General features: G+C 60.0%; 12 protein-coding genes and 1 pseudogene. 5 read left to right on the top strand and 8 right to left on the bottom strand.

The features are described from left to right. Window positions 1-793: 793 nt before the first annotated feature. Together ACZYOF_RS18205 and ACZYOF_RS18200 are read right to left on the bottom strand one after the other, a co-directional pair. Window positions 794-1,147: a hypothetical protein gene (locus ACZYOF_RS18205; protein WP_463716594.1), complete on the bottom strand. Its 354-nt coding sequence runs from the start codon at window positions 1,145-1,147 to the stop codon at window positions 794-796. A 37-nt stretch (window positions 1,148-1,184) separates the two neighbouring features. Continuing rightward, the gene (locus ACZYOF_RS18200) at window positions 1,185-2,039 is read right to left on the bottom strand and encodes a sensor histidine kinase (RefSeq protein ID WP_463716593.1); all 855 of its coding nucleotides are present in this window, start codon (window positions 2,037-2,039) and stop codon (window positions 1,185-1,187) included. A 706-nt stretch (window positions 2,040-2,745) separates the two neighbouring features. Between ACZYOF_RS18200 and ACZYOF_RS18195 the strand changes: the two genes are divergently transcribed. Continuing rightward, the gene (locus ACZYOF_RS18195) at window positions 2,746-3,498 is read left to right on the top strand and encodes a transporter substrate-binding domain-containing protein (RefSeq protein WP_463716597.1); all 753 of its coding nucleotides are present in this window, start codon (window positions 2,746-2,748) and stop codon (window positions 3,496-3,498) included. Between the two features lie 63 nt (window positions 3,499-3,561). Here the strand turns inward: ACZYOF_RS18195 and ACZYOF_RS18190 are convergent, their stop codons facing one another. Beyond that, on the bottom strand, window positions 3,562-3,855 hold the full coding sequence (locus ACZYOF_RS18190; protein WP_282531935.1) for a hypothetical protein: 294 nt from the start codon (window positions 3,853-3,855) through the stop codon (window positions 3,562-3,564). A 230-nt stretch (window positions 3,856-4,085) separates the two neighbouring features. Further along, a pseudogene (locus ACZYOF_RS18185) lies at window positions 4,086-4,402 on the bottom strand (hypothetical protein); the annotation flags it as partial. A 113-nt stretch (window positions 4,403-4,515) separates the two neighbouring features. On the opposite strand from ACZYOF_RS18185, the gene ACZYOF_RS18180 reads away from it, so the two are divergent. Together ACZYOF_RS18180 and ACZYOF_RS18175 are read left to right on the top strand one after the other, a co-directional pair. Continuing rightward, window positions 4,516-5,070, top strand: coding sequence for a carboxymuconolactone decarboxylase family protein (locus tag ACZYOF_RS18180; protein ID WP_282531936.1), 555 nt, complete (start codon window positions 4,516-4,518; stop codon window positions 5,068-5,070). 285 nt (window positions 5,071-5,355) lie between these two features. Beyond that, on the top strand, window positions 5,356-5,580 hold the full coding sequence (locus tag ACZYOF_RS18175; RefSeq protein WP_282531937.1) for an antibiotic biosynthesis monooxygenase family protein: 225 nt from the start codon (window positions 5,356-5,358) through the stop codon (window positions 5,578-5,580). A gap of 698 nt (window positions 5,581-6,278) precedes the next feature. Here the strand turns inward: ACZYOF_RS18175 and ACZYOF_RS18170 are convergent. Further along, window positions 6,279-6,428, bottom strand: coding sequence for a hypothetical protein (locus tag ACZYOF_RS18170; RefSeq protein WP_282531938.1), 150 nt, complete (start codon window positions 6,426-6,428; stop codon window positions 6,279-6,281). Between the two features lie 108 nt (window positions 6,429-6,536). Between ACZYOF_RS18170 and ACZYOF_RS18165 the strand changes: the two genes are divergently transcribed. Both ACZYOF_RS18165 and ACZYOF_RS18160 read left to right on the top strand, forming a co-directional pair. Further along, window positions 6,537-7,550 (top strand): LysR family transcriptional regulator, encoded by a 1,014-nt coding sequence (locus tag ACZYOF_RS18165; protein ID WP_282531939.1) that lies wholly within the window; start codon window positions 6,537-6,539, stop codon window positions 7,548-7,550. 553 nt (window positions 7,551-8,103) lie between these two features. Beyond that, window positions 8,104-8,496: a tautomerase family protein gene (locus ACZYOF_RS18160; protein WP_282531940.1), complete on the top strand. Its 393-nt coding sequence runs from the start codon at window positions 8,104-8,106 to the stop codon at window positions 8,494-8,496. 86 nt (window positions 8,497-8,582) lie between these two features. Here the strand turns inward: ACZYOF_RS18160 and ACZYOF_RS18155 are convergent, their stop codons facing one another. The 3 genes from ACZYOF_RS18155 to ACZYOF_RS18145 all read right to left on the bottom strand — a co-directional run bounded on the left by ACZYOF_RS18155 (window position 8,583) and on the right by ACZYOF_RS18145 (window position 10,357). Next, entirely contained in the window at window positions 8,583-8,744 is a 162-nt protein-coding gene (locus tag ACZYOF_RS18155; RefSeq protein ID WP_463716592.1) for a hypothetical protein, read from the bottom strand. Further along, on the bottom strand, window positions 8,714-9,247 hold the full coding sequence (locus ACZYOF_RS18150) for an enolase C-terminal domain-like protein (RefSeq protein ID WP_282531941.1): 534 nt from the start codon (window positions 9,245-9,247) through the stop codon (window positions 8,714-8,716). The genes ACZYOF_RS18155 and ACZYOF_RS18150 overlap by 31 nt, the downstream gene beginning before the upstream one ends. 222 nt (window positions 9,248-9,469) lie before the next feature. Beyond that, window positions 9,470-10,357, bottom strand: a complete 888-nt coding sequence (locus ACZYOF_RS18145) for a LysR family transcriptional regulator (protein ID WP_282531942.1) — start codon at window positions 10,355-10,357, stop codon at window positions 9,470-9,472. Window positions 10,358-10,418: the final 61 nt, after the last annotated feature.

The following is a 10,418-nucleotide window of genomic DNA, read 5'->3' as shown; positions in this document are numbered from 1 at the left end:
TCCGGCGGCCCGAGTTTGGCCGATCAGCAAGCTCTGTCAAGGCGGGCCTGCGGCCCCCGCCTGCGGCGGCTACGGCCTTGACAGAGCTTGCTGCCCGGCCACTGTTAGCCACCATGGGATCGACACCAATGTCCGGCTGATAAAACAAACGACTGCAATTCACCCTTCACAGAAGTCTCTTACACAAAATATCTGACATTCCCATCAGCATCCGCCGCATCATGGTCTCGGCCTCGTCGAGAACTCGACTTCCTCCGGCGAAAATGTCCGCAAAGCCTACTCCTCTCTCAGCACCGTCTCGTAAACCACCACCTCCTCGATCACGGTGTAGACCTCAAGGTAGCCGTCATCGGCCGCAAAAACTTTCCGCGGCCTTGACCGCCACCGCAAAGTCATCCACCGCCGCCACGGTCTCACCCGTCTCCGCGTTCACCACGCGATAGACCCTCGCATCTGCTGCTGTCGGTACTTCAGCCGGATGCGCCATGCCTCCAGTTCGGCATGAAAGCGCACCCACTCGCCCCGACATGCTTCGCCGCCAGCTCCTGAAGGTCCGGCGGCGGATTGTTCTTCAACCAGTCAGCGATGGCCGTCGTCACGCTCCACCGCCTTCTCATAATCGATGTCCTGCAAGGTCCGGCAGAACGCGGGGATTTGCTCGACAGCGAGCACCAGCTCGCAAATGCACCGGCCGGCCTCGCCGAGCGCCGGGATGTGCGGGCCGCAATGCGGTCATCGCATAAGCAAATCTGAAATGACGCCGCGTGCGGCGCGTCGGGCCGTAACTTTTCCGTCATGGCGAAGGTCCCTTCGTGATCGGACAAAACACCCGATGCCGGTCCTTGCCGCGACCGATCCACCGCCCGCGCCAGCCCCGCTTCAAACACCACAGCTCCAGGGGTGCGTTTGGCTCGACCACCACGGGCTGCAAGCCGGACGCCAGAATGCCGTCGACCAGTCGTGTTAACGCACCGCGCCCCGGCGCAACGGCATTGAGCAGCACCAAGCGAATGCGCTGCCCGTCGCGCGTAATGAAGGTATCGGTCTTCCACTCGGCCCAGTCCAGCCAGTCGGCCACAAACACCCGCTCGCAGCCGCGCGCCCGCTCGCTCCGCAAAATTTTCGCCCGGGTGGGAAAGGCCGCCATCAACCTATTGCATGTCGCGCCAAATATCATCCCTACTTCACGGCGCGAACGGAAGACTTGAGCCAGCATGCCTTGCTAGAACACGCTCGTCGCGCTCTAGAGGCAGAGTGAACTGAAAGGAGGCGCCCCGAGGTTCATTCGCGCCGGCCCACATCCGCCCGCCGTGCGCCTCGATGATCGAACGGCAGACGGTCAAGCCTATGCCGACGCCTCGGACCTTGGTGGTATAGAAGGCCTCGAATAGGCGGTCGACACTCTTCAGATCCAATCCCGGACCCGAATCTCGTACCGCCACCAGTGCGCCGTTTGATTCCTCTTTCTCCGTGCAAATCAGCAACTCGCGTGCTTCTTCGCGCATGCTGCTCATTGCCTCCATAGCGTTGATAATCAAATTGAGGATTACTTGCTGTAGTTGCACCCGATCTGCTTGGACAGTCGGCGAGGGCTCTGCGAACTGCGTCAGCACTGATACGCCGTTTTTCGTCACCTCGTCACGCGTCAGCTCGAGCACGTCGCGGATCGCTCCATTGATCTCCACGCGCTCCTTCTTCGGTGGCGCCTCCTTGAAGAGCCCCCGGATCCGGTAGATCACGTCACTGGCTCGATAAGCGTCCCTCACGATGCAATCGAGCGTTTGTCGTACCTCGCCCAGGGCCGGGGGTCGATGATCCAGAAAGTGCCGAGCGGCTTGGGCATTAGTGACTATCGCCGCAATGGACTGCGTCACTTCAGGGGCGACCGAGGCCGCAAGCCGTCCTATCGTTGTGATGCGGTCGAAGTACGCCAAATCGACCTGCACCTCGCGCAAGGCTTTGGAGGCGAGCGTCAGGGAGTGCGTTCGTAGTGGTACGGCATCAAAGGTTTTTTCAGTCCTGTCTAGTGGGGCGTCCACATGTCCACTGTCGATAATGGTGCTCTCCTTCGCATGTTCGGAGTGGAATTTTTTCAGTCGTGTAGAGGGCTGATACCGAGCTTTGTGGCCGAGCGTGTACCAAAGGCGTAGATGTCGGCTTCTAACGGCCAGGCGGAAACATCGATCAGTCTGAACATTACCGCTCGTGACTCCAGAGCGACGTGCGCGTGACCGAGGCACGCTAAAATCTCTCAAATACATGTTGGCTAGCGGCGGCTCGAAGGAGCCGCACGCTGCCAAGCTTTGTCGTCACCACCAGCCGTAGTCACCACCAGCCGTAAGAGAAGCCCGGATAGTAATAGGTCGGATAGCCCCAATACGCACTATAGGCGGGATAGCCCCGGTACGAAGGGTACGGATAACCCCGCCGCGCCCGATAGCAATTGCGAGCGCAATCGCGAAGCTGCGGACTTGAATCTTCATGATAACTCCTGTTCGTGTTAAAAATGGCCATCCACTACCCGACGAGAATAGGAACGCGAAACTCGATGTCTAATGACAATCGGTTATTGAATCGATTTCATCGACGCGGTTTACCACGTCGGGCTTGCTGACTTATTCTGTGCCTGCCTCGCGTGACTGACGCTGATGAAGGCTCGATGCTGATGACGGGCCAGTGGGTGGAGAATTTCGAATTATCCTTCAATCCGTACCTTATCTCGCCGGCCTCGTCCTCGCGGTCTCGATGATCGCCGTTCCGGCAGGTGCCGCCTCGCTGAAAGGTGAAATCTCTCCCACCGGCAAGCTGCGGGTGGCGATCGGGATCAGCCCGTCCGGCGGCGCGTTCTGGTCGACCAAGAAAGAATCCGGAGCATATGCCGGCGTGCCGGTCGACCTCGGCAAGGAGATGGCGGCGCAACTCGGCGTGCCCGTGGACTATGTGGTTTTCCAGAACTCCGGCCAGATCACCGACTCCGCCTCGAAAGGCAGCTGGGATATCACGTTCCTGCCGAAAGACCCGGAGCGCGAGACCAAGATGTCGTTCGGCCCGAGCTACATGGTCGCGGATACCACCTACATCGTCAAGGCCAATTCGCCGGTAACGAATTTTGCGACGCTCGACCAACCCGGCACCAAGGTCGCTGCCGTCAACAACACCACGATCATGCGCGGTGCGATCGCGCATCTGAAGAACGCCAAGGTGACGGGCTATCAGACCTATGACGAGATCTTCAACCTTCTGAAGGGCGGCGAGATCGATGCGTTCGCGCTGGAGCGCGACCAGCTCAACGCAATGGCCAAAAAGATTCCCGGCACACATGTGCTGGACGACACCTTCAAACAGACCGTCACCGCGGTCGCGGTGCCGCTGGATCATCCGCAGTCGCTGGCGTTTGCGACCAAGTTCATGACCGACGCCGAATCGAACGGCTTACTGCGCAAGGCCTATGACAATAACGGCCTCAAGGACATTCCGATCCGCACCAAGACGAACTAAGTACACATGCTTACGCGCCGCGCGCCGGACCTGTTCCGGGGACACCGCGAAGCTAGAGTCAGCTTACGTGCGGTTCAAAGGCCGGTACGGGTGCGACAGAAAGCCGGTGCCAATCGACCATGCGATCAGCCAGAGGCAGGTGGCAAGCGCGCTCGCGGCGGCCCATTGCGCCCGATAAAGGCTGCCGGCAACTGGGATGAGGATCACCCCGACAAAAACAAGGCCGACCAGAACAAGGGGCATCAACATGCGCGCGACAATGCCCGAGAACAGCCCCCAACTATTGCCGCGGCTCAGGCGCCATGCGCCTTTGAGGTTTAGTTCCGTGTTTCCGGTGGCGTTGGCCGGAAGCAGCACACACAAGCGCTGCAATACGATGACGCCCGCAACATAGGCCGCGGCGAGCGTCGCGCGCCCTCGCGGTAACTGTTGTTGCCCTCCTGAGCCTTTTTGCTATTAAACCGCTCCGATCGAACATCGGAGCAGCGAATCTGTGCCGGTGTGCTTCCAATGGCCCTCGGCCTGATGAGCTGGGGTTACCCCGCCGCCATTCTGGCGGGACTCGCAGTACTCGCCATTGCGTTGACGCACTTGTCTTCACCGATCGCGTTGACACTCAGTTCCCACGTCACGTGGATCGTCGTGCGTCCGTTGGGCGTGAACACGTCCGACGTCGAATCCAGGATCAGACGGTCCTTGTGACCGAGCGTCTTCACGTAGTGCTGCACCATGAGGCTTCCGCCGATCGTCCCGACAACATCCGCCGGCCGTCCGGCGCAGTGGTGAATCCTGCGGCGATGTGAGCCGGAGAACAGCCCTGATACTCTTGCTCGGCCAGGCCGAAGCACCAGGCTGGAATATCGATCTTGCCGATCGTGGCGTTGATGATGGCGGTGAACCGTATCTTTCAACGAATGAGAGGATCCATTCCAAAGAAGTTGGATTATCACGCGCGCTGCGGCAAGTAGATCTCGGAGTGGATGGACGATCCAAATTACCAACCGAAAGGCAGACGCCATGTCATCCCGTATCAAGATCCCCACCCGCGAAGAAGCTCCCGATGCATCGCAACCCGCGCTTGAGAAGGTCAACAAGACGCTGGGCTTCGTGCCGAACCTTCAGCGTCTGATGTCGATCAGCCCCGCTGCCCTCAACGGCTGGGCCGGGCTCATGGGCTCGTTGAGCACGACTCTCGACCTCAAGACCCGCGACGGCATCGCGCTCGCCGTCTCCGAGGCCGACGGATGCAACTACTGTCTGGCGGCGCACTCCTACACCGCGCGCAATCTCGCCAAAATCGACGTCGACGAGATCTCCATCAATCGCGAAGGCAGATCCGCCGATCCGAAGCGTCAGGCGGCCATTCTGTTCGCTAAACGCCTGATCGAGACCGCTGGCAAGGTGTCTGACGAGGAGTTCGAGGCGGTGCGGAAGGCTGGATGGTCAGATGCCAACATCATTGAGATGATCGCGTTGACCGCGCAGTTCCTGCTCACGAACTTCATCAACAACGCTGTGCAGACGCCGATCGACTTCCCGTCCGTGCCGCCGGCTAAGCCGAAGGTGGCGTGACTGGCGGATGGAGACCGCATCGGGCGTCTCCGTTCCGGTCCGGCCGCCCGCCCGAGACCGCTGCACGCATTCCAACACGAAAGGGCCCGCATGAAGCGAGAGATCATCCGCGTCAAGCCGCTCGCGAGCCTGCTCGAGAAATACAACGCCCCGACGGGCACGGTTGTCCGCCACGCGACACGCTGCACGTCACCGGGGCGCCCCGCTCGACAAAGCGGGCGAAATCATCAAGGGGCCCAGTACAATCAAACGCCAGACCGAGGTCGTACTTGAGCAGATGAAGCTTTGCCTGAGACCGCCGGCTCTTCGCCGGACAACGGGCTCAAACGCAACGTCTACTGCACGTCGGTCGAGTTTCTCGACACAGCGAAGATGCTGCGGTCGGATCTCGAGCAGGTGGAGGGATTCGTCGACAACATCCGCTATAGGAGCTTTCAACGGGAGGGCTGGATCCTCTTCCTTTCCGGCTGGCGCGACGAAAAGTCCCTCGTCCGCTGGCGGACAGGATGAAGCACCACGAGGCCCAGCGGAACGGCCGGGACCAGATCCTGCAGGACTACCACCTCGAGGGCGGCCAGGTCACCAAGGACACTGAGGTGCCCGCGGGCATGGCCATCACCGAGCGGAGCTCGACGAGACCGAGGTCGGCGAAGGCACCACCGTTACTCTCATCACTATGAAGCGCCCGGCGAAATGGAATGAGGCGACCAATCCGACGGACTGCGCGTTTTCGGATGCTCGTGCCATCCGATGCTGAACGCGAAAAGCTCCGGGAAGCTGGAGCTCGCTGTAGGGTAAGTGGTGCCATCGATGTCCAGCACACGCCCTTTTCGCGGAAGTCGACGAGCCACGGCACGACGATTGTCGCCATCGCGCCCATGCCTCCGTCGCTGCTGCGCCGGTCCAAGCTGTGCCGCCCCTTGTCGGCCTCGTTCGACGCGCAGTTTCCGTAGCGGTCGTTTCCGAGCTGATTGGCCTGTGGCGATCGATATCGGGACCGGATGCTGATCCTTCCGAAGATCTCCTGCAGCGGCTCCCGAAGCTCGCTTTAGAGCTTCGATCCCGCCGCGACCGCAAGATCCGGATTCCCGGGAAGGTTGATCGGGCCATGGATATGGCATTCTCGAATGAAGAAGGACCTCGACAGGCGGATCCTGCCGAAGTCCTCCGCTCCTTTGACAGATTTGGGTGTCCTCATGACGCGCCGTTCAGAACATCCACGGTCGGCGATAGGCAAGTTTCTCGCGAAGCTCTTCGTTCTCGGCTTCGAGTTGGCGGATCCTGCGGCGCACCGACTTATCGTCTTCGAGGATCGAGGAGCCGGCGAGTCTCTTGAGGGCTGAGAAGATCTTGGACATGACCTAGTTCCGTTGTTCAAATTGAAGACGATATAGACCTAGGCCTTTTCCTTGGCCTTCATAATCGGCTATTTTCGGCAGTGATCCTCTCATTCAGTGAGAATATCTATGGACCGTCTCGAAGCAATGCAGATCTTCGTGGCCACTGTTGACAGCGGCAGCTTCTCGGGCGCGAGCCGAAAGCTCGGGATCCCGCTGCCGACCGTCAGCCGGAAGGTCTCCGAACTCGAGAATCATCTGAAGTCCCGCCTGCTCGTCCGAACGACGCGGAAGCTCTCGCTCACCGACGCGGGCGCCGCGTATCTGGCGGCTTCCAGAAGGATCCTCGACGACATCAACGCCGCGGAGACGCTGGCGTCCGGCGAATACACCGCGCCGCGCGGGGAGCTCATCCTGACGGCACCGATCACGTTCGGCCGTTTTCACGTGCTCGGCATCGTCAACGACTTTCTGAAGGCGTATCCCGAGATTAACGTGCGCATGTCTCTGTCCGACCGGGGCGTCAATCTGTCCGAAGACAACATCGACATGGCGGTCCAGATCGGCGCCCTGCCCGACAGCAGCATGATCGCGACGCGCGTCGGCAGCGTCCGGCGCGTCGTCGTCGGAAGCCCGGAATATTTCGCCAAGCACGGCGTGCCGAAGCAGCTGTCGGACCTCGTCGACCTCACGTGCGTCACCTTCGCGGCACTCAACGGCAACTCGTCATGGGTCTTCCCCGGCAAGGGCCGCAGCGCGAGCCAGCCCGTCCGTCCGACGTGCCGGCTAAACATCAACACGGCCGAGTCCGCGATCGACGCCGCCATCGCCGGCATCGGTGTGACACACGTGATCTCCTACCAGGTCGCTAAGGCGGTCGCCGAAGGAAAGTTGCAGGTCGTGCTGCAGGAATTCGAGCCCGAACCGATGCCTGTGCATCTTATCCACGCGGCCCAGGGCCGTCTCCCCATCAAAATGCGCAGCTTTCTCGAATTCGGGGCGCCGCGCCTACGCAAGTCGCTTGAGAGCGACGAAGCAAAGCTCGTCACCAAACCGGCGAAGATAACTGTGGCCAAGCCGCCGAAGGGAGCCGCGAAGGCTGACGAGAAAAGCGGGTCGAAGAAGGAAAAGGCGGCGGCGTAGCGATCTCGCTGGTTTCTCTCACCCAGCAATAGCCGACTTCTGCCGGTGCGGCGCTTGAGGAACGGGATGCGCTGTGCCCCGGCACAGTATCGCACGGCGGAATTCGCGACGGACCGATCACGACGCACCGTCGGACGGGCGGGTCGTGCTGTCACTTCGCGTGCGGCGCGGCCATCGCGGCCTGGGAAACCTGGTAAGTCTGCGTCGCAACGAGGCCGATCGCGACTTCGAGGGATATCACCACCCGCTCCCAATCGATCGACTACACTTTCTGCACAACGGAGCCGCAAACTCGTTCGTTGATGCGCAATTTTATCGACCGCATATCGTCTGGATCAAGCATTCAATACAGAGACCAGCTTGTGCCAGCGACAATCCCCAACGTCATCGACCACAAACTGTTGCCTGCCCCGAGCGACGCAGGTGGGCGCCGAGTTTGTGATGCCGACTGCGCTGGTCCGTACAAGTCTGGACCGCCGAAAAGTACGGCCCCCGCCGCCGAAGGTTAGCACCTAGCCCGGTGATCCTCGAAATCAGAGAAAGGATAGACCAGATGCCGCTGCTTCGATTCAATATTCTCGAAGGCCGAATGGACGCCGAGATCGAGAAGCTCCTTGACACGGCTCACGCCGCGGTCGTCGCTGCATTTCATGTGCCTGAAGGCGATCGGTATCAACTTGTATCAGAATATCGTCCTGGCAGGATGATAACCTTGGATACCGGTCTTGGAATTCCGCGCACTAGCCGGGTCGTTTTGGTAGAGGTCACATCCCGACGTAGGCCACAGAGACAAAAGATCGAATTCTACGAGCTGTTGTGTCGGATGCTCAAGGATACCTGCAATCTCGAAAGCTCAGACATCATCGTCTCTTTCGTCGAAAATGGAGACGCTGACTGGTCGTTCGGCTCGGGCCACGCTCAGTTTCTGACTGGTGAACTTGCGTGAGCCCCGAACGGCACGATCAAAGGCTGTCCAGTCGTCTTAATTTGGCCTCGTCCCATACGATTCCAGTGCCTGCGAACGTAGAGGTGTCAACCTTTCCATCCGAGATTCCGCAACAGCGTTTCGAGGATTGCGTCGGCCCAGTCCCCGGGTACTCGAGCCAGCGATGACATTTCGATGCCTTTCGCCGCGGCGACACCGGCGGCCTGCATCCAGCCGCTTACGTCGCCGATGCGCGCGAGGTCCGGCATGACGAAATCGGCGCCCCGCATTCCAATGCTTGCATCATTGCCGTGGGTCCGTTGAAATTGTCGCCGATCCGGACTGGCACTCGAAGCTCGTGCGCTAAAGCCGCATAAGATGCGTAATCGTCGTGCATGATCGGTTTTTCCAACCAGTAGACGCCCATTCGATCCAAGTCTCTTCCACGCGCGAACGCTTCGACGACCGTAAGCGCCTGATTGTAGTCAACCATGATGGCGACGTCATCGCCCACAACGCTTCTGACCGCCTCTATCGCGGCGATGTCTTCGGTGACTGAAGGATAGCCGAGGCGGAGCTTGACGGTCTTTAGACCCAATTCGAGAAGAGCGCTCGTCTCCGCTTTCAACCTATCCTGCTCCATAAGACCAAGGCCGCGACTATCGTAGGCCGATAGCGCCTGAGGTCGCCCGCCGAGTAGCGCCGCCAGCGGCACGCGATGCATCTGAGCGATAGCATCCCAAAACGCCATATCCAGGAGGGACAGCGCCATGCCGACCGTTCCCGTGGCACCGAGGAGCGCAAACTGCCTAGCCAACAATTTCGCCGGCGCCTGGGGCGTGCTCGTTCGCGCTTTGAGGAGATCACCGGCGGGCCGATTCCAAAAGAGCTGGCCAATCTGACGCGCTGGTTCGAGACGACGACCAAACGCCCCAGCGCGAGGGCATAATGAGCAGGCAGCTCGCGAAATGGCGCGAGGGAACGACGGCAATTGTCAATCGGCCTCGAAAGATGCTTTCGCTGCCTTAACTGCGCCGGCGATAAAGCGGTGTACTTCTCGAACGCGCTGCGTCTCATGCGTGTCCGGATGCGAGGTAATCCAATAGCATCGAACAAAGCGGATGGCGGGAAGCAGGCGTATCAACTCCGGAAAGCGAACTGCTGCGTAATCGTGCAAGATGCCAATGCCGTGACCGTTGCGAACAGCCTCCACTTGCGCAACAACACTACCGCATTCGTAGCGACGCGACATAAGACGTCCAAGCGAGGATGCGTAATCCAGAGCGCGGCTGTAAGCGAAGTCCTCGACATGGGTGACGAATAAGCGGCCGGCCAGGTCCGCTGGGGTGGCAATCTGGCCTTCGCGCGAAATATAACTCTGAGCGGCATAGACGCTCAACGTATAGTTGGTCAGCTTCGAAAGGATAAGACGGCCCTGTTTCGGGCGATCGAGGGTGATGGCGATATCGGCCTCCCGGCGGGACAGAGAGAAGGTGCGTGGAAGCGGCACCAATTGAATAACGAGCCCGGAATGTCGGGCCGCCAGCGCCCCCAATTGCTCGGCTAGAAAATAATTACCGAGGCCATCCGGGGCGCCCACCCGGACAGTGCCAGTTATCGCCTCCGTGCCCGCCCCGATCGTTGAACCGACTTTGAGAAATTCACTTTCCGCGCGTTCCGCGGCTCCGACCAGAGCTTCCCCTGCCGGCGTCAGCGTGCAACCAAACGTGTGCCGCTCGAGCAGCTTGGCATTGAGACTCTTCTCCAATGCGGTGAGCTTACGGGCGACGGTTGCGTGATTCAGTTTCAGGTGCTTCGACGCTTTCAAGATCTGCCCTGCTCGCGCCACATCGAGAAAGATCCGAATCCGCTCCCAATCCATCGACTACACTTTCTGTACACCGGCGCCGCACATTCTATCATTGATGCGCAATTTTAACCAA

The sequence above is a fragment of the Bradyrhizobium sp. LeoA1Lang genome (assembly GCF_055413685.1).
This window is presented reverse-complemented; position numbering and strand designations above follow the sequence as displayed.

What these genes read in the sequence shown, in the direction of transcription:
- ACZYOF_RS18205 (WP_463716594.1), bottom strand. Translation starts at nt 1,147, where the DNA reads ATGGCGGCCTTTCCCACCCGGGCGAAAATTTTGCGGAGCGAGCGGGCG.
- ACZYOF_RS18195 (WP_463716597.1), top strand. Translation starts at nt 2,746, where the DNA reads ATGATCGCCGTTCCGGCAGGTGCCGCCTCGCTGAAAGGTGAAATCTCT.
- ACZYOF_RS18180 (WP_282531936.1), top strand. Translation starts at nt 4,516, where the DNA reads ATGTCATCCCGTATCAAGATCCCCACCCGCGAAGAAGCTCCCGATGCA.
- ACZYOF_RS18170 (WP_282531938.1), bottom strand. Translation starts at nt 6,428, where the DNA reads ATGTCCAAGATCTTCTCAGCCCTCAAGAGACTCGCCGGCTCCTCGATC.
- ACZYOF_RS18165 (WP_282531939.1), top strand. Translation starts at nt 6,537, where the DNA reads ATGGACCGTCTCGAAGCAATGCAGATCTTCGTGGCCACTGTTGACAGC.
- ACZYOF_RS18160 (WP_282531940.1), top strand. Translation starts at nt 8,104, where the DNA reads ATGCCGCTGCTTCGATTCAATATTCTCGAAGGCCGAATGGACGCCGAG.
- ACZYOF_RS18155 (WP_463716592.1), bottom strand. Translation starts at nt 8,744, where the DNA reads ATGCCGGACCTCGCGCGCATCGGCGACGTAAGCGGCTGGATGCAGGCC.
- ACZYOF_RS18150 (WP_282531941.1), bottom strand. Translation starts at nt 9,247, where the DNA reads ATGGCGCTGTCCCTCCTGGATATGGCGTTTTGGGATGCTATCGCTCAG.
- ACZYOF_RS18145 (WP_282531942.1), bottom strand. Translation starts at nt 10,357, where the DNA reads ATGGATTGGGAGCGGATTCGGATCTTTCTCGATGTGGCGCGAGCAGGG.